Below are 22804 nucleotides of genomic sequence, written 5' to 3' on the forward strand. Positions count from 1 at the left end.
CCCCGGGCGCACCACGGCGGGGGGACGGGCCGGTGACAGGTCAGTCAGCAACCACCAGCGACGGGGTCTCCTTCGTCAGCACCTCGCCCCGGAAGAACGCCGGGCTGCGGCGCTGCATCGCGACCATCAGGACCAGACCGAGCAGCAGCAGGCCGACGCCGATGACGAAGACCGAGCCCACGCCGAAGACCGCGGAGCCGGAGCCGTACGCCGGGTCCCACATGTCGTAGAGGGTCTTGCCGAAGACGGCCGTCAGCAGGACGCCGCCGACGAGCGGGAAGACGCCCTTGATGACCAGGTCACGGCCCGAGCCGCGCAGGTCGTGGCGGAAGTACCAGACGCAGGCGAAGGCCGTGAGCGCGTAGTAGAAGCAGATCATGAGGCCGAGCGCGTAGATCGTGTCGACCAGGACGTGTTCGCTGGCCAGGGTCATCACGGTGTAGAACGCACCGGTCGCGATGCCCGCGACGATCGTCGCCCGGCCGGGGGTCCTGAAGCGCGGGTGGACGCGGGCGTACGACGCGGGCAGGGCCTCGTACGTGGACATCGCGAGCACCGTGCGGGCGACCGGGATGAACGTCGTCTGGAGGCTGGCCGCCGCCGAGGCGAGGACCGCGAGGAAGAGCAGGATGCCGAGGCCGGGGCCCATGACCGGGCCGGCGAGCTCGGCGAAGACGTTGTCGGAGGTCTCCGGGTTGGCGAGGCCGAGGCCCTTGTCACCGGAGCCGACGGCCATCTGGGCGGCGATGCCTGTGGCGAGGTAGGAGCCGACCAGGACGACCATGGAGATCATCGCGGCGCGCCCCGGGGTCTTGGCGCTGCCGACGGTCTCCTCGTTGGCGGTCATGCACGTGTCCCAGCCCCAGTACATGAAGATCGAGAGCGACAGGCCCGCGGTGAAGGCGGCGAAGGACTGGACGGCGAACGGGTTCAGCCAGGACCAGGAGAAGGAGAGGGACGTCTCGAAGGAGCCTGCCTTGCCGAGCGCCATCGCCACGAAGAGGGCGAGGACCGCGAGTTGGAGGCCCACCAGGGCGTACTGCACGCCCTTGGTCGCCGTCATGCCCCGGTAGCTGATCGCCGTGGCGACCGCGATCAGGACGAGACAGGTCAGGATGTGGACGGGCTTGCTGTCGTCCAGGGCCGCGATCGACCCGCTTCCGGTGATCTCGCCCGCGAGCAGCCAGAAGTACGAGGTGGCCACGCCCGCCAGGTTGGACAGGACGATGATCGTCGCGATGACCAGGCCCCAGCCGCACATCCAGCCGATGCGCGGTCCGAACGCCTTCACGGTCCAGGTGAAGGAGGTTCCGCAGTCGGGCATGACGCGGTTGAGCTCGCGGTAGGCGAAGGCCACGAGCAGCATCGGCAGGAATCCGGCCAGGAAGACGGCGGGCATCTGCAGTCCGACCTCGCCGGCTGTGGAGCCGAGGGTCGAGGTCAGGCAGTAGACGGGGGCGACGGTGGAGATGCCGATGACGGCACTGCCCATCAGTCCGACGGAGTTTCCGCCGAGCCCTTTCTCGCGTACGCCGCTCCCGGGGACGCTCCGTACCGTGTCTCCGGCCTGCGGCCGCACCTTCAGCTCAGTCATGGGACAGGACGTTAGGTCCTGCGGTTTCCACATCCGGAGAACGGGAATCCGGTTTCTGGTCAATTGATTCAAAGGGATGGAGCGGCAAATGACTATGAAATGAAGCCGCACGACGCACAAGGATCGGACATTGCGAGGGCGAGTCGCCTATTCCCCAATGTGCGAGAACCGCAGCAACGTCCGATTTGATCCGATTCCAAAATTTCCTCCGCGGGTTTTCGTCCCCGGAAACACGCGGTCCCTCACCCCGGCCACACCACCGCCTGCAGCTCGCTGTACGCATGCAGCGCATACGAGCCGACGTCCCTGCCCACCCCGCTCCTCTTGAACCCGCCGAAGGGCGCCTCCATGTTCCGGCCCACCGTGTTCACCCCGACGCCGCCCGCCCGCAGCAGCCCCGCCACGCGGAACGCGCGCGCCACATCGCCCGACCACACGTAGTCGATCAGCCCGTAGTCGCTGTCGTTGGCGAGCGCCACGCCCTCCTCCTCGTCGTCGAACGGCACCACGACCACGACCGGTCCGAAGATCTCCTCCCGCACCACCCGCATGTCGTTGGTGCAGTCGGCGAAGAGCGCCGGAGCGACATAGAACCCCTTGTCGTACGCGGGACGCCCGCCGCCCACGACCGGACGGGCGCCTTCCTTCCGGCCCAGTTCGACATACGACTCCACCCGGTCGCGGTGCGCCGCCGAGATCACCGGGCCGACCACGGTCCGCGCGTCGGCCGGGTCGCCGACGGTGAGACGGCCGGCGTACGCGGCCAGCCCCGCGACGAGACGGTCGTACACGCCACGCTGGGCGATCACCCGCGTCGGCGCCGTACAGATCTGGCCGCTGTAGAAGGAGAACGTGGTGCCGATCCCCCGCACCGCCGAGTCCACGTCCGCGTCGTCGAAGACGAGCGCCGCACCCTTGCCGCCGAGCTCCATCAGCTGCCGCTTCATGCCCCGGCCGCAGACCTCCGCGATGCGCTGCCCGACGGACGTCGAGCCGGTGAAGCTGACCATGTCGACGTGCGGGGAGTCGACGGCGGCCTCGCCGATGTCCGGCGCGGAACCGGTGACGACGTTCACCGTGCCGGGCGGGGCACCTGCCTCCGCGAGCGCCTCGGCCATGCGGTAGACGGAGAGCGGGTCCTGGGGGGCGGGTTTGACGACGACCGTGTTGCCCATGGCCAGCGCGGGTGCCACCTTGCCGGCGGCGTTCGCCCACGGGTTGTTGTACGAGGTGATGCAGGTGACGACCCCGACCGGGCGTCGCACGGCCAGCGCCCCGAAGACACCGGCCTTCCCCATGGGGCCCGCCGCGTTGATCTGCGGGGGCAGCGGCTCTTCCACCGGCTCCAGCGCGCCCTTCGCATAGCGGCGGAAGCGGGCCGCGCCGACCGCGACCTGCATACCGCGCGCGGTGGGGGCCGTCGCGCCGCTCTCGGCGCGGGCGAGCGCGGCGTACGGCTCGGTCTCGCGCTGGACGATGTCGGCGGCCCGGTCCAGGATCCGGGCACGCTCCTCGGGCCTCGTACGGGACCAGGAAGCGAACGCCTCGCGGGCCGCGGCCGCCGCCTCGTACACCTGGGCGCGGCTCGCCTCGGGCGCGAGACCGACGACCTCCTCGGTGGCCGGGTTGATCACCTCGTAGTGTCCGAGGTCGGGCTCGGTCCACGCGCCGCCTATGAACAGCTTCTGTGCTCCGCTCACTTGGTCGACACCGTCCTCGTGTCACGGCCCGACCGCAGCACGATTCCCGGTACGGCGCCGGTGACCCGGTCGTCCCGGATCGTCTCGACGCCGTTGACGCGTACGGACACGATGCCGACGGCCTTCGCGTCCAGCCGCGGGCTGTCGCCGGGCAGGTCGTGGACCAGGGTCGCCGGACCGGCCTCGATGCGCTCCGGGTCGAACAGGACCAGGTCCGCGTGCCAGTCCTCGGCGATCCTGCCTCGCTCGCGCAGTCCGAAGAGCCGGGCCGGATCATCGGTGAGCATCTTCACCGCCTCCTCCAGGCCGACCAGCCTGCGCCCGCGCAGACAGTCGCCGAGGAAGCGGGTGGTGTACGGGGCACCGCACATCCGGTCCAGGTGGGCGCCCGCGTCGGAGCCGCCGAGCAGGACGTCCTCGTGCCGCCAGGTCTCGGCACGCAGGGCCCAGGACGCCGGGTCGTTGTCGGTGGGCATGGGCCACAGGACGGTGCGCAGCCCGTCGTTGGCGCAGATCTCCACCAGGCACTGGAAGGGGTCCTGGCCGCGTTCGGCGGCGATGTCGCCGACGACCCGGCCGCTGAGGCCCTCGTTCAGCGGCGTGTAGGTGTCACCGATGACATAGCGGGCGAAGTGAGCCAGGCGCCGGAAGACTCCGGCCTCCTTGGAGTCGGCGCGACGCAGCATCCCGGCACGGATGTCGGGGTCGCGGAGCTTCGCGATGCGTTCCGGGACGGGGAGGGAGAGGATCTCGCCCCACCCGGGGATGAGGTTCAGCGCGCAGAAGGTGCCGAGCGACATGTTCATCGGTGTGAGGATCGGCATGGTGAGCGCGACGATGCGGCCGCCCGCCTTGCGGGCCCGTTCGCTGGGGATCAGCTGGCGCGGTACGCGTTCGGGTACGGCGGCGTCGACGGTCAGGACGTTCCAGTTCAGGGGGCGTCCGGCGGCCGCAGTCATCTCGACGAACAGGTCGATCTCGTCGTCCGAGAACTGGTCCAGGCAGCCGGCGACGATCGCTTCGAGCTGGGTGCCCTCGTGCTCGGCCACGGCCTGGGACAGCGCGATCAGTTCGGCGGGCCGTGCGTGGCGGGAGGCGACGGGCCTGCCGTCGCCGTCGGAGTGGGTGGAGGACTGCGTGGTCGAAAGGCCCCAGGCCCCGGCGTCCATCGCCTCGTGCAAGAGCCGTACCATCGCGTCCAGTTGCCCGGAGGTGGGCTGCCCGCCGACCGCGTCCGGGCCCATGACATGGCGACGCAGCGCGCAATGGCCCACCATGAAACCGGCGTTGACGGCGATGCGGCCCTCGAGTGCGTCCAGGTACTCGCCGAACGTGTGCCAGTTCCAGGGTGCCCCTTGCTCGAGGGCCACCAGGGACATGCCCTCGACCTTGGACATCATGCGTCGCGTGTAGTCGGCGTCCTCGGGGCGGTCGGGGTTGAGCGGGGCGAGGGTGAAACCGCAGTTGCCGCCCGCGACGGTGGTGACGCCGTGGTTCATGGACGGGGTGGCGTACGGGTCCCAGAACAGCTGGGCGTCGTAGTGGGTGTGCGGGTCCACGAAGCCGGGGCTGAGGATCAGTCCGGTGGCGTCCTCGGCGGTGCGGGCGGCCTCGGTGACGGTGCCGGCCTCGGCGATGACGGCGATGCGGCCGTCGCGCAGGCCGACGTCCGCGGCGTAGGCGGGGGCGCCGGTGCCGTCGACGACGGTCGCGTTGCGGATGAGGTGGTCGAGCATGACTGGCGTCCCTTCTGTGGAGGGCGGCACGTGCGGGTGTGACCCGGTCGGGGGTGGGTCAGGGGCGTGGCCCGGCCGGGGGGCGCCACGGCCGGCCGCAGCCGTGTGGCCCTCCGGCCGGGCCGGGGCGGGTGGCGGTCCGGGAAGACGCCGCCCGCGATCTGTGGGGGGCTGTTGCCCCGCCCTCCCCCTGTGCCTGGCGGCGCGGGGGACCCCTCTTCCCGAACGTGGGGCTCCGCCCCGGACCCCGCGCCCGGACCCGGGCCTCGGTCTCCCGCAGACGTCGTCCGGGGGACCCCCAGGGGGCTTCACGTTCCGGACCGGCTCGGACACTGAGCCCGTCGCGGCGATCGAGGACACTCCCCTACGCCCTGCGGGCGTGGGAGGTGACCCCGCCCCAGGCCGTACGGGGTCAGGGAGCCTGCCCCCGGTAACGGGAAAGGGCGGGTGGGGATCAAGCCCGTGAGCCCCTCGTCAGGCGCCCGCGGCCTCACGGAAGCGGGTGGTCCGGTGGACCGGATCCGTGTCGATCTGGGGTATCACGTGCTCCCCGATCAGCCTGATCGTCGTCATCGTGTCCTCGTACGAGATCCCGATCGGCAGCCCGAACGACAGCTGGTCCGCCCCCGCCTGCTCCCACCGCTTGCACTGCTGCAGCACCTCGGTCGGGTCGCCGCAGATCATCAGCTCCTCCGCTATCAGCAGTTCGATGATCTCCGCCGTGTACTCGGGCAGCAGCTCCGGCCACCGGGGAACGCCCTCCGGCCGCGGGAAGGTGTCGTGGTAGCGGAAGAGCAGCGACTGGAGGTAGTTGAGGCCACCGCCCACCGCGATCTCCACCGCCTTGTCATGCGTCTCGGCGCAGATCGCCGTCGACGTCACCATCACGTTGTCGTTGACGTACGCGCCGATCGCCCTGGCCTCCTGGACCGCCGTCTTGTACGACTCGACGACCCACTCCATGTCGGAGACCTTCTGGACGCTGAAGCCCAGTACCCCGAGGCCCTTGCTGCCCGCCATGGCGTACGAGGAGGGGCTGCCCGCGGCGTACCACATGGCCGGGTGGGCCTTGCCGTACGGCTTGGGCAGGATCTTGCGCGGCGGCAGCGACCAGTGCTTGCCCTGGAAGCCGGCGTACTCCTCCTGGAGCCACATCTTGGGGAACTCCGCGATGGTCTCTTCCCAGATCTCCTTGGTGTGGTTCATGTCGGTGATGCCCGGCAGGAACCCGAGGATCTCGTGGGACCCGGCGCCACGGCCCGAGCCGAACTCGAAGCGGCCCTCGGAGAGATGGTCGAGCATGGCGACCTTCTCGGCGACCTTGACCGGGTGGTTGACCGGGGCGAGCGGGTTGAAGATGCCCGAGCCGAGGTGGATGCGGTCCGTCGCGTGCGCGAGGTATCCGAGGTAGACGTCGTTGGCCGACAGGTGGGAGTACTCCTCCAGGAAGTGGTGCTCGGAGGCCCAGGCGTACTTGAACCCGGACCTGTCCGCCTGGATGACGTACTCGGTCTCCTCCATCAGCGCCTTGTGCTCGGCGAGGGGGTCGCTCTCGGCTCGCTTGCCGACGTATCCCTGTACAAAGAGCCCGAATTCCAAGGGGGTTCACCGCCATCCCTACGTTTCTGACGGATCGTCAGATGCAATGCACCGACTGTTCCACCGCATGCCTGGAGCGTCAATACCTGATAGAGCGTCAGATAACGCTGACTCCCGCCATCCAGCCGCCGTCGATCACGAACGGCTGGCCCGTGATGTACGAGGAGTCCGCGCCGGTCAGGAACAGTGCGAGCCTCGCCACCTCCTCGGGCCGGCCGACCCGGCCCAGCGGCACCAGCTTGCGGTAGAAATCGTCCAGCGCGCCGGGGTCCGCACCTTCCGGACTGCTCATCGGTGTGTCCACGGCGCCCGGGCACACGGCGTTGACCCGGATCCCCTTCGCGGCGAGCTCCAGGGCCGCGACCCGGGTGAGGCCGACGATGGCGTGCTTGGTGGCCGCGTACGCGCCGACGAGGGCCATGCCGGTGAGGCCCGTGTACGAGGCGGTGTTCACGATCGTGCCGCCGCCGGCCGCCTCGATCTCGGGGGCGACGGTCTTGATGCCCAGGAACACTCCGACCTGGTTGACCTGCACGATCTGCTGGAACTCCTCCAGCGGCGTGCTCACCAGCTCGTTGAAGCGCAGTATGCCCGCGTTGTTGACCAGGCCGTCGATGTGGCCGAAGGCGTCCTTGGCCGCGGCGACGGCGGCGGCCCAGTCGGACTCCTGGCTCACATCGAGGTGGACATGGCGTGCGGCCTCCTCGCCGAGTTCCTTCGCGAGCGCCTCACCCTGGTCGTCGAGGACATCCGCGACCACCACCTTCGCCCCCTCCGCGGCGAAGAGCCGGGCCTCCTGCTCGCCCTGACCGCGGGCCGCGCCCGTGATGAGGACGACCCGTCCGTCGAGCTTGCCCATGCCGGTACTCCTAGGTGTCGAGGTGTGGTGCGACATCGGCGGCGAACGCCGCCATCTGGTCGGTCAGTTCGCTCCGGCTCCGGCTGCGGAACCGCACCTGCATCTGGTCCACCCCCATCGCGCCGTACGCGCGCAGCGACTCGGCGAGCACGTCGGGCTTGCCGGTCAGGGTGCGCCGGCCGACGTCCCAGGCTGCGTCACCGACGTACAGGGGCTCGGTGATCGCGCCGATCTCGATGGGGGCGGTGATCCCCGCGTCCTGCCGCTGCTGGCGCACCTTGCCGATCTGGGCGGGCAGCCTGTCACGGGGGTCACCCTGCGGGAGCCAGCCGTCGCCCTTGAGGGCCGCCCGCCGCACGGCCGCGGGGGACGAGCCGCCGATCCAGACCGGTACCTCGGCCTGGGCGGGGCGGGGGCGCTGCCCGAGCCCACTGAAGGCGAACCGCTCGCCTGTGAAGTGCGGGAACTCCTCCGGCCCGAGGGCGGCCCGCAGCGCGTCGATCGTCTCGTCGAGCACAGCCCCGCGCCGCCCGAAATCCGCGCCGAGCGCCTCGAACTCCTCCTGGACGTGCCCCGCACCGACGCCGAGGATCAGCCGGCCGTCACTGAGGTGGTCGAGGGTCGCGTACTGCTTGGCGGTGACCAGCGGGTGGCGCAGCCCCACGACGGCGACATGACTGAGCAGCCTTACGCGCTCGGTCGCCGCGGCGAGGAAGGAGAGGGTGGCCACCGGGTCGTACCAGACGGTCGACATGGCGGCGGCGAGGCGGCGCGGGATCGCGACGTGGTCACAGACGGCGACGTAGGCGAAGCCGCTGCGGTCGGCGGTCCGGGCGACCTCGAGGAGATCACCCGGACCGGCGGCGGCCTCCCAGGGCTCGGCGTAGATGGTGCTCTGCGACTGGACCGGGAGCTGCATCCCGTACGCCACCATGAGGGGACCCTCCCTGATCTGACGAACCGTCAAAAACCAACGTGCCCATCGTGTTGGCTGACGCCTCATCAGACAAGGGGTCGTACGCTCCGGCCTCTGCGGCCTACCCCAGCAGGGCGTAGACCGTGGACGCACGGGCGGCGGGGCCGTCCGCGCCCTCGGCCGTCATCGTGATGTCCGCGAAGGCCATGCGCTTGCCCAGCTTGGTGATGCGGGCGTCGACGAGGACATCGGCGCCGACGACGGCGCGCTGGAAGCTGGTGGACTGCTGGACGGTGGTCATCGGCACGAAGCCGCCACGGGCGGCCGAGACCGCGATCACGGTCGCCGTGTCGGCTGCGGCCATCAGCGCCTGCCCCGAGAGCGCGCCACCCTCCCGGGCCAGCCGGTCGGTCCAGGGCAGGCGGAGCACGGCGTGCGTCTCGCCCGTCTCCACGGCGCAGAGGCCCAGGTCGAGCACCCAGGGGGCGAAGTTGTCGGCGAGGATCTTGTCGGCTTCGGCGAGTGAGAGCGTCATGTGCCAGATGCTCCCGCACCGGGCGGCGCCCGGGTAGCGGGCGGGCGCGTCTCGGCGGGTGCGGGTGCGGGGCTACTCCTCGGTGAAGATCTCCTCGGTGGAGGAGGCGGTGACGGCACGGACGAGCCAGCGGCTCAGGGTGTCGAGATCGCCGCAGCCGGTGATCCGTTCGCGCGCCTCGTCGGGGACGTCGACGCCGCGCCGCTCCAGGATGACCAGGATGTCCTCTGCACGGCCTTCCGCACGGCCTTCGTCCCGGATCTCTTCCGAAATGGGTGACTTGAAGAAGGACAGATCCACGGCCATCAGATGTCTCCACGGTTCCGGGGCGGCCGGGTGATCAGCCAGGCCTGTGCGATGCATTCGGCGAGGATGTATTTACGGTCGATCATCAAGTGTCTCCGCCGGTGTGCGGATGGGCGCCTGCGCTCATCCTGCGGCGCTCGGGGCCGCAGGGCATTGCCCATGGCACATGCCCCCGAGCTGTCTCAGGGCGAGCCTAGGCAGGCAACTCGTCCCGGATACGTCCGAGTTGGCGATGTTCACCCCCAGGAGTGAGCGGGCTCGCCCGCAGTACGCCGCCACCCGTTCGGATGCGTGCCTGTTGCCCGGTGCGGGTGCGGCCAGTGATATGGCAGTGGGCCTGCCGTCGGCCGGCGCCCTGGACATGGATCACGCCCGCCCAGGAAGGGTCTGCCGATGCCTGGAGTCCGTACGCGCTGGACACGCCGCGGTGCCGTGTGCGCCGCCGGGGCCCTGCTGGTCTCCTCCGCCGTCGTGACCGGGGCGGGCGCGACCGAGCCGGCCCGCGGGGGTGCGCCCGTGGGCGACGAGGAGACGGTGCTGGAATGGAAGCCCTGCGCGGGCGAGGAGCAGCGGGGTTTCGAGTGCGCGAGGGCCAATGTGCCGCTGGACCACGCCCGTCCGGGTCGGCGCACCATCGAGCTGGCGGTGATCCGGCGCCGGGCCACCGACTCCGCAGCACGTGTCGGTTCGCTGTTCTTCAACCCCGGGGGACCTGGTGGGCCGGGGACCGTGGGCCTGCCGGCGCTGTACGCGAAGTTCCCCGAGCAGCTTCGCGAGCGTTACGACATCATCAGCTGGGACCCGCGCGGCATCGGGGAGAGCACCGCGGTGCGGTGCTTCGACACCGCGGAGGAGGCCCTCAGCTGGCACGCGCGCGTTCCCGCCTTCCCGGTGGGTGCGCAACAGGCCGGGTCCTACATCGCGGCGTACGCCGATCTCGCCCGACGCTGCGAGCGGCGCGACCCGGAGCTGCTGCGCCATGTCTCCACCGCCGACACCGCCCGTGACCTCGACCGGCTGCGCCGGGCCGTGGGTGAGCGGCAGCTCAGCTACTGGGGCATCTCGTACGGATCGTTCCTGGGGGCGACCTACGCGAATCTGTTCCCGCAGCGGGTCGGCCGCTTGGTGCTGGACGGGAACGTCGACCCACAGGGCTGGATGACCGACGGTTCGAGGAGCGGGCCGGAGCTGCCCACCTTCCTGCGCCTGGGGTCGGACCTGGGCTCGGCCGACACCCTTGAGAAGTTCCTGGAACTGTGCGGCCGTGCCCCGGCGAGTGGCTGTGCCTTCTCCGCAGGAAGCCCGTCGGCGACACGCGCCAAGCTCTCCGGTCTGTTGCAGCGCATCGTGAAGCGGCCCGTCGGCCCCTGGACGTACGCGAGAACCGTCAGCGAGATCCGCGGCGGGATCTACCGGGTCACCCCGGAGTGGGCCACCCTCGCGAAAACGCTGCAGACACTGTGGGAAGGCCGTACCCCCCTGGAGCCCGCGCCGCCTCCCGGTCCCCTGCGGTATCCCGGTTTCGAGCAGCTCTACGGCGTGATGTGCGGAGAGAGCCCCAACCCCCGTGACCCCGGGGGCTATGCCGCGCTCGACAGCCTCAGCACGGCACGGGCGGGCGACCTCGGGCACTGGTGGACCTGGGCCGGCGAGCCGTGCGCGACGTGGCCGGCGAGAGCCTCCATGAGCTACACCGGCCCCTGGGACCGCCCCACCGCGCACCCGATCCTCGTCGTCAACCCGACCTACGACCCTGCCACCCCCTACCAGGGCGGCAAGGCCATGGCCCGAGAACTCGCCGACGCGCGCCTGCTCACCCTCAACGGGTACGGCCACACCGCCCTGGACAATCCCAGCCGCTGTGTCGGCCGGTATGCGGTCCGCTACTTCGTCGAGGGTGTCCTCCCGCCCGAGGGTGCCACCTGCGGCCAGGACACCCCGCCCTTCGCCACGCAGACGCCGACCGCCGGCGCCGCGGCCGGCGCGCACCGGGCCCCCGCCTCCCGGTGGGGCTGGGAGCGTCCCCAGGCCGCCCGGCCGTGCCCCCTCACGCTGGCCTGCCCGCGGCACTCACTCTTCTGACCGGCGACGGCCGGGCGTCACGCGCGAGAGCCGGGCCACAGCCCGTCCTGCGTCAGGCCCAGCAGTTCGATCGCGTTGCCCCGCACGATCCTGTCCACCACGTCCGGCGCCAGATGGCCCATCTGGGACTCGCCGACCTCCTTGGACTTGGGCCAGGTGGAGTCCGAGTGCGGGTAGTCCGTCTCGTACAGGACGTTCCCGGCCCCGATCGCGTCCAGGTTCCGCAGGCCGAACGCGTCGTCGAAGAAGCATCCGTAGACGTGCTCGGCGAAGAGCTCGGACGGGGGCCGGGTGACCTTGTCCGCCACGCCTCCCCAGGCGCGGTTCTCCTCCCAGACGACGTCCGCGCGCTCCAGGATGTACGGGATCCAGCCGATCTGCCCCTCGGCGTACATGATCCGCAGACCGGGGAAGCGCTCGAACTTGCCGCTCATCAGCCAGTCGACCATCGAGAAGCAGCAGTTGGCGAAGGTGATCGTGGAACCGACGGCGGGAGGGGCGTCCGCCGAGGTGGACGGCATCCGGCTGGACGAGCCGATGTGCATGGCGATGACCGTGCCGGTCTCGTCGCAGGCGCGCAGGAAGGGGTCCCACTCGTCCGTGTGGACGGAGGGGAGCCCGAGGTGCGGCGGTATCTCGGAGAAGGCCACCGCCCGCACGCCCCGGTCGGCGTTGCGGCGGACCTCCGCGGCGGCCAGTTCCGCGTCCCACAGCGGGATCAGGGTGAGCGGGACGAGCCGGCCCTGCGCCTCGGGGCCGCACCACTCCTCCACCATCCAGTCGTTGTAGGCGCGCACGCCCAGCAGGCCGAGTTCGCGGTCGGAGGCCTCGGTGAAGGTCTGGCCGCAGAAGCGCGGGAAGGTGGGGAAGCAGAGCGCTGACTGGACGTGGTTGACGTCCATGTCGGCGAGCCGGTCCGGGACGCTGTACGAGCCGGGCCGCATCTGTTCGTAGGTGATGATCTCGAGTCTGATCTCGTCGCGGTCGTAGCCGACGGCGGTGTCCAGGCGGGTGAGCGGTCGGTGCAGGTTCTCGTACACCCACCAGTCGCCGATCGGGCCGTCGTCGCCGGGCGCCCCCATCACGGGGGCGAACTTCCCTCCCCTGAAGGTCATTTCCTTCAGGGGCGCCCGGACGATGCGCGGGCCGATGTCGTGGTACTTCGACGGGAGCCGGTCCCGCCAGACGTTGGGGGGCTCCACCGTGTGGTCGTCCACCGAGATGATCTTCGGGAAGGTCTCCATGCTGTCACGGTAGCGCCGATCTGACGAACCGTCAGCTATGAGTCGTCAGCCGGTCCGGCGGGACCCGGCCCGCCACCCCGGGGTGACTCCCGGGTATACACGGTATGTATAGTGCGCGGCGCGCACGGATCGGGCGGCGGCACGACGACGCCCGCCGTGCCGCGCACCGACTCACAGGGGGATTCCCGTCATGTCCACAAGGACGCGCAGGACCAGGTCCAGGGTGGCCACCGCGCTCGGCGCCGCATCGCTCGCGCTCCTGCTCGGCGGCTGCGCGATGGAGACCACCTCGCCCGCCGACGCCCGCAAGAACCCGGTGGCCGCCGACGACGCCAGGCCCGGCTCCGGGCGCGGGCTCAAGGCGCCGTTCCCCGGCACCGAGGCCGCCGACTGCGAGAAGGCCAAGTGCATCGCGCTGACCTTCGACGCGGGGCCGGGCAAGGACACCCCCGAGCTGCTGGACCTCCTCAAGAAGGAAAAGGTCCCGGCGACCTTCTTCCTGCTCGGCAAGAACCATGTCCTCAAGCACCCCGACGTCGTGCGCCGCATGGCCGCCGAGGGCCACGAGGTGGCCAACCACACCTGGACGCACCGCCGGCTCGACCAGCTGTCGAAGGACGAGATACGCGAGGAGCTCGGCCGCACCCAGGACGCCATAGCCGACATCACCGGCGACAAGCCGCGGCTGATGCGCCCGCCCCAGGGCCGTATCAACGACGACGTCACCGCCGTCAGCGAGGAGCTCGGACTCTCCCAGGTCCTGTGGAGCGCCACGGCCAAGGACTTCTCGACCACCGACTCCGCGCTCATCAGGAAGCGGATAGTCGACCAGGCGGGACGCGACGGCATCATCCTGCTGCACGACATCTACGACGGGACCGTGCCCGCCGTCCCCGGCATCATCGCCGAGCTGAAGAAGCGCGGTTACACCTTCGTCACGGTCCCGCAGCTCCTCCTGCCGGGCGCCCCGGAGCCGGGAACCGTCTATCGCCCCTGATCAGGGTTGGGCCGGGCCGCATCTGGGCAGGCGCGAGGACGAGGTGCCCTGCTGCTGACGGGGCCGCCTCGCACAGGGCAGACTGTCGAGGGCGATTTCCGGCAGTACGGGGCAGGGAGCAGCAATGGACCGTGACAGCGGGCCTCGCGTACCGAAGCAGCGGGCTCCGATCCAGAGCGACGCCGCCGACCTGCGCTTCAGCGTGCTCGGACCGGTGCGGGCCTGGCGCGACGGGGAGAGCCTGCCCTCCGGTTCGCCGCAACAGCGCGCCCTGCTGGCCGCGTTGCTGCTGCGCGACGGGCGTACCGCCACCGCCGGCGAACTGATCGACGCGATCTGGGGCGAGGAGCCGCCCTCACAGGCGCTCGCCGCCGTCCGTACGTACGCCTCCCGGCTGCGCAAGGCGCTCGCCGCGGACGCCCTGGTCAGCGAATCGGGCGGCTATGCACTGCGGGTGCGGCGCGATGCGCTCGACCTCGCGGTGGCGCAGGAGTTGTCCGGCGAGGCGGACAAGGCGCGTGCCGCCGGGGACCGTTGCCAGGCACGCACGCTGATCAACAAGGCACTGGGCCTGTGGGACGGGGAGCCCCTGGCCAATGTGCCCGGCCCGTACGCCGAGACCCAGCGCGCCCGGCTCGAGGAGTGGCACCTGACGCTGCTGGAGACCCGGCTCGACCTCGACCTGGAGGTCGGCTGCCACGCGGAGGCCGTGTCGGAACTGACCGCCCTGACCGCCGCGCACCCGCTGCGCGAGCGGCTGCGTGAGCTGCTGATGCTCGCCCTGTACCGCAGCGGACGGCAGGCGGAGGCGCTGGCCGTGTACGCGGACACCCGACGGCTGCTCGCCGAGGAACTCGGCGTCGACCCGCGCCCCGAACTCTCCCGGCTGCAGCAGCGGATCCTGCAGGCCGACGCGGAGCTGGCCCGGCCCAGCGAGGAGCCCGAGCCCACACGGACGGTCACCCGTCCGGCGCAACTCCCCGCAACTGTCCCGGACTTCACCGGCCGTGTGGCCTTCGTACGGGAGCTGGGCGCCCAGCTCGCCACCGCCGAGGGCTCGGTGATGGCGGTCTCCGCGCTCGCGGGCATCGGCGGCGTCGGCAAGACGACCCTCGCGGTGCATGTCGCTCACCAGGCGCGGGGGCACTTCCCGGACGGCCAGCTGTACGTGGACCTCCAGGGCGCGGGCAACAGGGCTGCCGAGCCGGAGACCGTCCTCGGCGCGTTCCTGCGGGCGCTCGGCACGGCGGACTCCGCGATCCCGGACACGCTCGACGAGCGGGCCGCGCTGTACCGCTCGGCACTGGACGGACGGCGCGTCCTGGTCCTGCTCGACAACGCGCGCGACGCTGCCCAGATCCGCCCCCTGCTGCCCGGCACGGCGGGCTGCGCGGCGCTGATCACCAGCCGGGTGCGGATGGTGGACCTCGCCGGGGCACATCTGGTGGACCTCGACGTGATGTCACCCGAGGAGGCGCTCAATCTCTTCACCCGGATCGTCGGCGTGGAGCGGGTCGGCGCGGAGCGGAAGGCGGCGCTGGACGTGGTCGCGGCGTGCGGGTTCCTGCCGCTGGCGATCCGTATCGCGGCCTCGCGCCTCGCGGCCCGGCGCACCTGGACGGTGTCGGTGCTCGCCGCGAAGCTGGCGGACGAGAGGCGCCGGCTCGACGAACTCCAGGCGGGCGACCTGGCCGTGAAGGCCACGTTCGAACTGGGCTACGGCCAGCTGGAGCCCGGCCAGGCCCGCGCCTTCCGGCTGCTGGGCCTCGCGGACGGCCCGGACATCTCCCTGGCCGCCGCGGCGGCCATGCTGGACCTCCCGCTCCACGAGTCGGAGGACCTGCTGGAGGCGCTGGTCGACACCTCCCTGCTGGAGTCGGCGGCGCCGGGACGGTACCGGTACCACGACCTGGTGCGGCTCTACGCGCGTGCCTGCGCGGAGAGGGACGAGCGGCCTGCTGCCGGGGTCCCCCATGCCGAAGGCCAGGGGAGGGAGGCAGCACTGTCGCGGCTGCTGGACTTCTATCTGGCGACGGCGGCGCGGGTGTACGCGATCGAGCGGCCGGGCGACCGCACGGTCGCGCATCTGGAGCCGACCGGGCACCCCGGCCACGAGTTCACCTCCGACGCCGAGGCCTTGGACTGGCTGCACACCGAGGCGGCGAACCTGCTGGCCTGCGTGCAGCAGTCGTTGGGGGCCGCAACCCTGCGCAGAGGCGTCGACCTGTTGCTGGCCTGCAAGGATCTCGCCGAGTCCGGCGCGAGTTCGCACCGGTACGAGGTCGCCGCGGTGGCTGCCCGGGATGCCGCGGAGGCTGCGGCGGACGCACACGCGGAGGGCCGTGCCCGCACCACTCTCACGCAGGTGTACAGCACCGCCGGCCGGTTCGACGACGCCGAGGCCGAGGCCTCGCGCGCCCTCGCTCTCGGTCGGGCGGCGGACGATCCCTGGACGGCCGCGAACGCGCCCAACGAGCTGGGCATCATCGCCATCTGCAGGAACGAGCACAGCGACGGGGAGTCGTTTCTCCTCAAGGCGATCGAGGCCTTCCATGCCGATGGCAACCGGCCGGGAGAGGCGAGCGCGCAGTGCAACCTCTCCCGGGTCCTGGTGTCGATGGGCCGTGTCGACAGCGCTGTCCAGCTGGCACAGCAAGGAATGGCCATCTACGACGAACTCGGAATGACCCTGCGGCTCGCCAACGCCCGGTACGCGCTGGGTATCGCCTTGTCCCACGCCGGGCGGCGGGCCGAGGCACTGGACGAACTGCTGGAGGCACAAGAGGTGTTCGCGGAGAACCGCCAGCGGCTGTGGGAGGGAACGGCCTGCTACCGGATCTCCGAGGTCCATCTGTCCATGCTGCGCCCCGCACAGGCCGCGCAGTACGCCGAGCAGGCACTCGCCATCGGGTGCATCGGCGGCGACTGGATGCGTGCCAATGTGCTCACCGTGCTGGGCAAGGCCCTGAACAACCTGGGGCAGACGGGCCGCGCACAGGCCTGCTGGCGTGAGGCGCTGGACATTCACGAGGCCTCGGGCGCCGGTGAAGCCGCCGAACTGCGGACGCTGCTCTCCCCGTTGGCAGCGGCCTGAATCTGCCTGTCCAGGGCGTTCATCGAACGTTTATGGGCGCCTGACACGCTTCTCTCATGGATCCGTCGCGTCGGGGGGCAGGCGGACCGCAATGGGCCCCACGAGCTAGGGTGAGCGGCCCCAAGACGCCCGTTCGGCGACCCTCGGGGGAGTTGCCGAACGGGCGTCTCGCCAGCTGGCACCAACAATTTTCAGGAGTTATGCCATGAGCGAGCCCGCGCAGAACGAAGACCTCACGACGATGGACAGTCACGCGCCGGCCCCGCCCAAGGACGGGGGCCTCACCACGCAGGACAGCCACGCGCCGGTCCCGCCCAAGGACGGCATCACGACCATGGACAGCCACGCTCCCGCACCGCCGAAGGACGGGGGCTTCACCGCCCAGGACAGCCACGCGCCGGTCCCGCCCAAGGACGGCATCACGACCATGGACAGCCACGCCCCGGCGCCGCCGAAGCCCTGACACAAGGCCACACACGACGGGGAACGGCCGCGGCGGCGCGGAGGGGGAGCCGCCGCGGCCGACGTGTGTCCGGAGTCCGGACCCGGAATTCCTCTTTCGGTCATGACCCTTGACACTTGATCAGACATTGCGGAAGCAATGGGACAACCCTCGGGCAAATTCGAAAGGATCTTCCTCCAAAACCGAGCGCAACCGGCCGCTGGCAGTGTGTACTGGCCCAGTCCCGTCCCAGGGACGGCCCCACACCCCTGCCCTCCCGAGGTCTTTTCGATGATCGAGATACCCGACCTGGCCGCCGGTGGCCTGGCCGCCGGGACGCTGTCGGTGACCCTCCTCCTGGGCGGCGGCCTGCTGCGGTCGCGCAGGCACCGCACACAGCAGCGCGCCGAGATCGAGACCCTGCGCGCCCATCTGGACGCCGCCCGGTACGAAGTCGACCGCGCCGCCCAGGCGTTCGCCGCCGAGGTGGCGCATCTGGCCGAGAAGCGGATGCCCGCCGAGGCCACCCGGGCCGTGCACCCGCACATCCAGGTGCCGGGGCCGCTGCGGCCCGAGGTCACCGGGACCGCACTGGACGCCGGAATGGACAACGTCCTCAAGGGACTTGTGACCGCCATCGCCCATGAGCGCAAGCGCGTGGACGCCGCCGCGCGCGCCGGGATGCGCGGCACGACCCGGGAGATCCAGGCCGGGCTCTACCGCCTCCAGGACGTGCTGCGCGGGCTGCAGCAGAAGTACGACGACCCCGAGCTGGCGCAGACCCTGTTCGCCCTCGACCACGAGAACGAACAGTCCCTGCGCCGCGCCCAGGTCGCCGCAGTGGTCTGCGGTGCCTGGGTGGGACTCGCCCGGGAGGAGTCGCATCTCGTCGACGCCGTGACCGGCGGTCAGGCCCGGCTCGTCGGCTACGACCGCGTCCAGGTGCACAACCACCTCGAGACCGGCACCGCCCTCGTCTCCCATGCCGTCGAGCCGGTCGCCATCATCGTCGCCGAACTCCTCGACAACGCCCTGCGCCACTCCGCCCCGGACACCACCGTCGTGGTCAACCTCGAACGCGCCCACCACGGCGTCTCGGTGACCATCGACGACGCCGGTGTCGGCATGGCCGCCGACGAGCGGGCCGCCGCCCAGCGGATGGTGGCCGGCAAGGACCCCATCCTGCTCTCCGAGCTCGGCGACCCACCCCGGATGGGACTGGCCGCGATCGGCCAGCTGACCCGGCAGTTCGACCTCTCCGTCGATCTGTCGATGCCCTCCCCCTACGGCGGCGTCCGCGCGGTCCTGCTCGTCAAGAACCACCTCCTGAGCCATATCGACCCGGACCTGCACCCGCCCGCCGCCAGCGCACCCCGCTCCACGCGCCGGACCGCCGGGGCGGAGCCGGACGCGGCCGACGCGGACAGGACCCTGAAGGTACGCGCGGACGTGCGGCACGCCCCGGCGCCCGAGCCCCGGGCTCCGTACGACCAGCCGGCCGGCCACGAGAGTGATCCGGCACCCGACGACGACGCGCTCCCCCAGCGCCGGCGCCGCGTCCGCGCCGAGGACCCGGCGACCGGGACCGCCGCCCCTGCGGCACCGGCCGCGCCCGCCCGTACTCCCGAGATGTCCGCCGCGGCGCTCGGTGCCCTGCAGTCCGCAACAGCCGCGGCCCGTAAGGCCGTCGACACCGAAGGGACCGATCACCGATGACCAGCCGTGACCCCGGCGAGACGGCGTGGGTGCTCGACCCGATCCTCGAGATCCCGCATGTGCGGGCGGCCGTGCTGCTGACCAGGGACGGACTCGTCTCCGGCTACTCCGCGGCCCTCGCGCAGGAGTCCGCCGAGCGGGTCGCCGCCATCATCAGCACCGTCCAGGGCGCCTGCCGCACCGCGGCGGCCGCCTTCGCCGACCAGGAGGCCGCCCAGCTGCGGCAGGTCGTCATCGAGTCCGACCACGGCTACATCCTGGTCGCTCCCACCGCGCACGGCACCTGTGTCGCCGCCTACGGCGATCCCGAGGTGCGGCTCGACCTGCTCGGCCACCGGGTCCACTCGCAGGTGGCCCGGCTCGGTGAGAAGGCGATGGCCGCGGCGCCCCGCGGTGGCGACGGCGGCCACCCGGTATGACCGGCCGCCGGAGCGGGGGCCGGCCACTGGTCCCCGCGTATCTGTCGACCGGCGGGGTGGCCCGGCCCACCCGCAACAGCCTGGAGCGTCTGTCGGTGCTGACCGGAGGCGGCGGGCCGGTGCCCGCCATGCTCCCCGCCGCCCAGCAGGCGCTGCTGCGGGCACTGGACGGCGGTTCGCTGACCGTCGTGGAGTCCGCCGCGCTGCTGCGGCTGCCGGTCTCCGCGATCCGTGTGCTCGCCGCCGCCCTGATCGACCAGGGGCTGGCGAGAGCCCGCCCGCCCGTACCCTTCGCCGCCCTTCCCGACCGTGACCTGTTGAAGAGAGTGGCCGATGGCCTCCGCGCCCTCAAGCTCTAGCCCCGCCGGCCGGACCCGTTCGCGCGAGAACGGGCTGCACCTCCCGGACACCGCCCGCGAGCTGGTGAAGATCCTGGTGACCGGCCCCTTCGGCGTGGGCAAGACCACGCTGATCGACTCGGTGTCGGAGATCAGGCCGCTGCACACCGAGGAACATCTGACCGAGGCGTCCGTCCCGGTGGACGACCTCGCCGGCGTACGGGACAAGACGACCACGACCGTCGCCATCGACTTCGGGCGGATCTCGCTGAACGGCGGGGTCGTGCTGTACCTCTTCGGCACTCCGGGCCAGGAACGCTTCCGGGCCCTGTGGGACGACATCGCCTACGGGGCGCTCGGTGCCCTGGTGCTGGTCGACACCCGCCGGATCGACGACTCGTTCGACGTGCTCGGCCTGGTGGAGGAGTCGGGGCTGCCGTACGCCGTCGCGCTCAACCGGTTCCCCGACTCCAAGCAGTACACCGAGGAGCAGCTGCGCCGCTCCCTCGACCTGGATCCGCAGACGCCGATGGTGGCCTGCGACGCGCGCGACACCAACGCCTCCATCGACGCGCTGCTCGCACTCGTCCAGCACCTCATCACCCGCAACAGCCCGGAGACCCGGTGAACCCCTATCCCGCGCACGCCGATGCCTTCCAACTCACCGCGCCGGTCCGGCTGTGGGAGGACGGCTTCGCCGCCGACCCGCACAGCTACTACGCGACGCTCAAGGCCCAGGGCCCGATCGGCTGGGCGGAGCTCGCCCCCGGCATCCCCGCGTACGTGGTCACGGACCGCCGCGCCGCACTCGACCTGCTGCACGACGAGGAGTCGTTCTCCGTCGACCCGCGCCCCTGGGAGGCGACGGTCGCCGAGGACTCGCCGATCCTCGGCATGATGCGCTGGCGGCCCAACACCCTCTTCGCGGACGGCGAGGAACACGTCCGCTACCGCCGCACCCTCCTCGACGCCTTCGCCATGGTCGAGCCGCACGACCTGCGTGAACGGGTGCACCACGCGGTGGATGTCCTTCTCTCCCGCTTCGGTCCGAACGGACAGGCCGATCTGGTCGGCGAGTTCGCCCGCCCGATGATGGCGCTGATCTTCAACAACCTCTTCGGACTGCCCGACAGTGAGTCCGGCCGCCTCGACGCCGCGCTCGGCCAGATGATGGAGGGCGGCGAGCGGGCGGCCGAGGGCGAGGCCGAGTACGGCAAGTACGTCCTGGAGCTGATCGGCGCCAAGATGGCCGAACGCGGCCCCGACCTGACCAGCGCCCTGCTCGACCACCCGCTCGCCCTCACGCCCGAGGAGGTCACCTGGCAGGTGTTCCTCACGCTCGGCGCGGGCCACGAGCCGACGTCGAACCTGATCTCCAACGCCCTCTCGCGCATCCTCGGCAACCCGGCGTACTACTCCACCCTCACCTCCGGAGCGCGTCCCGTCATGGACGCCGTGATGGAGGTGCTGCGGTACGAGACCCCGCTGGCCAACTACGACATCCACTTCGCCCGCAAGCCGATGAGCTTCCATGGCATGTGGCTGCAGGCCGCCGTCCCGATCGTCATCTCCTTCGGGGCGATGGCCCACTTCGCCGAGGTGGACTTCGCCGGCGCCCACCATCCGCACGACGCCTCCCACCTGTCGTTCTCCGCCGGGGCACACTCCTGCCCCGTCAAGCAGCACACCCTGCTGATCGCCACCGAGGCCATCGAACGCCTCACCCAGTGGCTTCCCGACCTGGACCCGGTCCTCCCCCGCGAGCACCTGACCTGGCGCCCGGGCCCGTTCCACCGCTCGCTGACGGCGCTGCCCGTCCGCTTCACGCCCCGCACCCCCGACCAGCCAGGAGACCGAGCATGACCGCGTCCACCCGTGTGGCCATCGACCCGTTCGGCGCGGACATCATCGCCGAGAGCGCCCGGCTGCGCGCCCTCGGTCCGGTCGTACCCGTCGAGCTGCCGGGCGGCATCCCCGCCTGGGCGCCCACCGGCTACGACACCCTCAAGGCGCTGATCCTGGATCCGCAGGTCAGCAAGGACCCGCGCAAGCACTGGTCGCTGTGGCCCGAGGTCGGCGAACACCCCGCCTGGGGCTGGATCCTGGGCTGGGTCGGCGTGGTCAACATGCTCTCGACGTACGGCCCCGACCACACCCGGCTGCGCAAGCTGGTCGCGCCCAGCTTCACCGCGCGCCGCACCGAGGCGATGCGTACCCGCGTGGAGAAGATCACCGCGGAGCTGCTGGAGCAGCTGGACACGGCGGGCGCCTCCGGCGAGGTGGTGGACGTTCGGGCCGCTTTCGCGCACCCGCTGCCGATGCAGCTGATCTGCGAGCTGTTCGGCGTGCCGGACGAACTGCGCCCGGACACAGGCACGTTGATTGCCGCGATCATGGACACCTCCGACCCGTCGCCCGAGCACGCCGCCTTCGTGCAGCAGCAGATCGGGGCGGTGCTGGGGGCGCTGATCGCGCACAAGCGCGAGCGTCCGGGCGACGACATGACCACCGAGCTGATCAAGGTCCGTGACGAGGACGGCGACCGGCTCAGCGACGAGGAGCTGCTCTACACCCTGCTGCTGGTGATCGGCGCCGGCTTCGAGACGACGGTCAACCTGATCGGCAACGCCGTGGTGGCGCTGCTCCAGCACCCCGACCAGCTGGCGGCGGTCCGCTCCGGCGAGCGCAGCTGGGACGCGGTGATCGACGAGGTGCTGCGCATCCACCCGTCGATCGCGACACTGCCGCTGCGGTTCGCGGTGGATGACATCACGATCGAGGGGGTCACCATCCCGGCCGGCGACGCGATCGTGACGACGTACGCCGCCGCGGGCAGCGACCCGGCGCACTACGGCGAGAGCGCCGCCGTCTTCGACACCGCGCGCGCCGCGGACGACCACCTGGCCTTCGGTATCGGCGTGCACCGCTGCATCGGGGCGCCGCTGGCGCGCATGGAGGCGCTGACGGCTCTGCCCGCGCTGTTCGAGCGCTACCCGGACCTGCGGCCGGCACAGAAGGCGGAGGAGCTGAAGCAGGTGCCGTCGTTCATCGCGTACGGCTGGCAGGAGATCCCGGTCCGCCTCCACGGCTGACCACCCCACGATCGGGCCCGGCCCGGTACCGCGGTCTGCGCGGAACCGGGCCGGTGCCGTGTGCCGCTGTCGGGGCAGTGGCACGGCTCGACGCCGTCCGGCACATGGGATGCCTTCTGCGGCCGGCCGGGCCAG

The 22804-nt window shown here is 71.3% G+C and carries 19 protein-coding genes; 10 read left to right on the forward strand and 9 right to left on the reverse strand.

Annotated features, from left to right (window positions below; all coding sequences use genetic code 11):
* Positions 1 to 40 precede the first annotated feature (40 nt).
* The 8 genes from ABZ208_RS04355 to ABZ208_RS04390 form a co-directional block, all read right to left on the reverse strand.
* Positions 41 to 1594 (reverse strand): APC family permease, encoded by a 1554-nt coding sequence (locus tag ABZ208_RS04355; protein WP_356908056.1) that lies wholly within the window; start codon positions 1592 to 1594, stop codon positions 41 to 43.
* Between the two features lie 242 nt (positions 1595 to 1836).
* Complete coding sequence (locus tag ABZ208_RS04360) at positions 1837 to 3294, reverse strand: aldehyde dehydrogenase family protein (protein ID WP_356908057.1); 1458 nt, start codon at positions 3292 to 3294, stop codon at positions 1837 to 1839.
* Entirely contained in the window at positions 3291 to 5030 is a 1740-nt protein-coding gene (locus tag ABZ208_RS04365) for a D-aminoacylase (RefSeq protein ID WP_356908058.1), read from the reverse strand. Before ABZ208_RS04365 ends, ABZ208_RS04360 begins: the two co-directional genes overlap by 4 nt.
* 474 nt (positions 5031 to 5504) lie before the next feature.
* Positions 5505 to 6629 (reverse strand): LLM class flavin-dependent oxidoreductase, encoded by a 1125-nt coding sequence (locus ABZ208_RS04370; protein ID WP_356908059.1) that lies wholly within the window; start codon positions 6627 to 6629, stop codon positions 5505 to 5507.
* Between the two features lie 97 nt (positions 6630 to 6726).
* Positions 6727 to 7488 (reverse strand): glucose 1-dehydrogenase, encoded by a 762-nt coding sequence (locus tag ABZ208_RS04375; RefSeq protein ID WP_328399330.1) that lies wholly within the window; start codon positions 7486 to 7488, stop codon positions 6727 to 6729.
* Between the two features lie 10 nt (positions 7489 to 7498).
* Positions 7499 to 8422, reverse strand: coding sequence for a TIGR03619 family F420-dependent LLM class oxidoreductase (locus ABZ208_RS04380; protein ID WP_356908060.1), 924 nt, complete (start codon positions 8420 to 8422; stop codon positions 7499 to 7501).
* 103 nt (positions 8423 to 8525) lie between these two features.
* Positions 8526 to 8939: a PaaI family thioesterase gene (locus ABZ208_RS04385; RefSeq protein ID WP_356908061.1), complete on the reverse strand. Its 414-nt coding sequence runs from the start codon at positions 8937 to 8939 to the stop codon at positions 8526 to 8528.
* A gap of 72 nt (positions 8940 to 9011) precedes the next feature.
* Positions 9012 to 9245 (reverse strand): hypothetical protein, encoded by a 234-nt coding sequence (locus ABZ208_RS04390; RefSeq protein WP_356908062.1) that lies wholly within the window; start codon positions 9243 to 9245, stop codon positions 9012 to 9014.
* 393 nt (positions 9246 to 9638) lie between these two features.
* Here ABZ208_RS04390 and ABZ208_RS04395 point away from each other — a divergent pair, with 393 nt between their 5' ends.
* Positions 9639 to 11327, forward strand: coding sequence for an alpha/beta hydrolase (locus ABZ208_RS04395; protein WP_356908063.1), 1689 nt, complete (start codon positions 9639 to 9641; stop codon positions 11325 to 11327).
* Positions 11328 to 11344: 17 nt separating this feature from the next.
* Here ABZ208_RS04395 and ABZ208_RS04400 read toward each other — a convergent pair whose 3' ends face one another.
* Positions 11345 to 12571, reverse strand: coding sequence for an amidohydrolase family protein (locus tag ABZ208_RS04400; RefSeq protein ID WP_356908065.1), 1227 nt, complete (start codon positions 12569 to 12571; stop codon positions 11345 to 11347).
* A 190-nt stretch (positions 12572 to 12761) separates the two neighbouring features.
* Here ABZ208_RS04400 and ABZ208_RS04405 point away from each other — a divergent pair, with 190 nt between their 5' ends.
* The 9 genes from ABZ208_RS04405 to ABZ208_RS04445 all read left to right on the forward strand — a co-directional run bounded on the left by ABZ208_RS04405 (position 12762) and on the right by ABZ208_RS04445 (position 22669).
* Positions 12762 to 13568 carry a polysaccharide deacetylase family protein gene (locus tag ABZ208_RS04405; protein ID WP_356908066.1) on the forward strand — a complete coding sequence of 269 codons (807 nt, stop codon included), beginning with the start codon at positions 12762 to 12764 and terminating at the stop codon, positions 13566 to 13568.
* A 124-nt stretch (positions 13569 to 13692) separates the two neighbouring features.
* Positions 13693 to 16662, forward strand: a complete 2970-nt coding sequence (locus ABZ208_RS04410) for a BTAD domain-containing putative transcriptional regulator (RefSeq protein ID WP_356908067.1) — start codon at positions 13693 to 13695, stop codon at positions 16660 to 16662.
* 205 nt (positions 16663 to 16867) lie between these two features.
* The gene (locus ABZ208_RS04415; protein WP_356908068.1) at positions 16868 to 17125 is read left to right on the forward strand and encodes a hypothetical protein; all 258 of its coding nucleotides are present in this window, start codon (positions 16868 to 16870) and stop codon (positions 17123 to 17125) included.
* Positions 17126 to 17395: 270 nt separating this feature from the next.
* Positions 17396 to 18820, forward strand: coding sequence for an ATP-binding protein (locus ABZ208_RS04420; protein WP_356908069.1), 1425 nt, complete (start codon positions 17396 to 17398; stop codon positions 18818 to 18820).
* Positions 18817 to 19239, forward strand: coding sequence for a roadblock/LC7 domain-containing protein (locus tag ABZ208_RS04425; protein WP_356908070.1), 423 nt, complete (start codon positions 18817 to 18819; stop codon positions 19237 to 19239). The genes ABZ208_RS04420 and ABZ208_RS04425 overlap by 4 nt, the downstream gene beginning before the upstream one ends.
* The gene (locus ABZ208_RS04430) at positions 19236 to 19598 is read left to right on the forward strand and encodes a DUF742 domain-containing protein (RefSeq protein ID WP_356908071.1); all 363 of its coding nucleotides are present in this window, start codon (positions 19236 to 19238) and stop codon (positions 19596 to 19598) included. Before ABZ208_RS04425 ends, ABZ208_RS04430 begins: the two co-directional genes overlap by 4 nt.
* Positions 19573 to 20205, forward strand: a complete 633-nt coding sequence (locus ABZ208_RS04435; protein WP_356908072.1) for an ATP/GTP-binding protein — start codon at positions 19573 to 19575, stop codon at positions 20203 to 20205. Before ABZ208_RS04430 ends, ABZ208_RS04435 begins: the two co-directional genes overlap by 26 nt.
* A complete protein-coding gene (locus tag ABZ208_RS04440; RefSeq protein WP_356908073.1) occupies positions 20202 to 21440 on the forward strand; it encodes a cytochrome P450 in 1239 nt (412 codons plus the stop codon). Before ABZ208_RS04435 ends, ABZ208_RS04440 begins: the two co-directional genes overlap by 4 nt.
* Positions 21437 to 22669 (forward strand): cytochrome P450, encoded by a 1233-nt coding sequence (locus ABZ208_RS04445; RefSeq protein WP_356908074.1) that lies wholly within the window; start codon positions 21437 to 21439, stop codon positions 22667 to 22669. The genes ABZ208_RS04440 and ABZ208_RS04445 overlap by 4 nt, the downstream gene beginning before the upstream one ends.
* The last annotated feature ends 135 nt before the right edge of the window (positions 22670 to 22804 follow it).

Origin of the sequence: Streptomyces sp. NPDC006208 (assembly GCF_040613775.1) — a bacterium.
Lineage (GTDB): Bacteria > Actinomycetota > Actinomycetes > Streptomycetales > Streptomycetaceae > Streptomyces.

Bases quoted from the DNA above. Each gene is read 5' to 3' on its own strand.
- ABZ208_RS04445 (WP_356908074.1), top strand. From the start codon at position 21,437: ATGACCGCGTCCACCCGTGTGGCCATCGACCCGTTCGGCGCGGACATC.
- ABZ208_RS04400 (WP_356908065.1), bottom strand. From the start codon at position 12,571: ATGGAGACCTTCCCGAAGATCATCTCGGTGGACGACCACACGGTGGAG.
- ABZ208_RS04365 (WP_356908058.1), bottom strand. From the start codon at position 5,030: ATGCTCGACCACCTCATCCGCAACGCGACCGTCGTCGACGGCACCGGC.
- ABZ208_RS04355 (WP_356908056.1), bottom strand. From the start codon at position 1,594: ATGACTGAGCTGAAGGTGCGGCCGCAGGCCGGAGACACGGTACGGAGC.
- ABZ208_RS04435 (WP_356908072.1), top strand. From the start codon at position 19,573: ATGGCCTCCGCGCCCTCAAGCTCTAGCCCCGCCGGCCGGACCCGTTCG.
- ABZ208_RS04415 (WP_356908068.1), top strand. From the start codon at position 16,868: ATGAGCGAGCCCGCGCAGAACGAAGACCTCACGACGATGGACAGTCAC.
- ABZ208_RS04405 (WP_356908066.1), top strand. From the start codon at position 12,762: ATGTCCACAAGGACGCGCAGGACCAGGTCCAGGGTGGCCACCGCGCTC.
- ABZ208_RS04385 (WP_356908061.1), bottom strand. From the start codon at position 8,939: ATGACGCTCTCACTCGCCGAAGCCGACAAGATCCTCGCCGACAACTTC.
- ABZ208_RS04375 (WP_328399330.1), bottom strand. From the start codon at position 7,488: ATGGGCAAGCTCGACGGACGGGTCGTCCTCATCACGGGCGCGGCCCGC.
- ABZ208_RS04390 (WP_356908062.1), bottom strand. From the start codon at position 9,245: ATGGCCGTGGATCTGTCCTTCTTCAAGTCACCCATTTCGGAAGAGATC.
- ABZ208_RS04380 (WP_356908060.1), bottom strand. From the start codon at position 8,422: ATGGTGGCGTACGGGATGCAGCTCCCGGTCCAGTCGCAGAGCACCATC.
- ABZ208_RS04420 (WP_356908069.1), top strand. From the start codon at position 17,396: ATGATCGAGATACCCGACCTGGCCGCCGGTGGCCTGGCCGCCGGGACG.
- ABZ208_RS04430 (WP_356908071.1), top strand. From the start codon at position 19,236: ATGACCGGCCGCCGGAGCGGGGGCCGGCCACTGGTCCCCGCGTATCTG.
- ABZ208_RS04395 (WP_356908063.1), top strand. From the start codon at position 9,639: ATGCCTGGAGTCCGTACGCGCTGGACACGCCGCGGTGCCGTGTGCGCC.
- ABZ208_RS04425 (WP_356908070.1), top strand. From the start codon at position 18,817: ATGACCAGCCGTGACCCCGGCGAGACGGCGTGGGTGCTCGACCCGATC.
- ABZ208_RS04410 (WP_356908067.1), top strand. From the start codon at position 13,693: ATGGACCGTGACAGCGGGCCTCGCGTACCGAAGCAGCGGGCTCCGATC.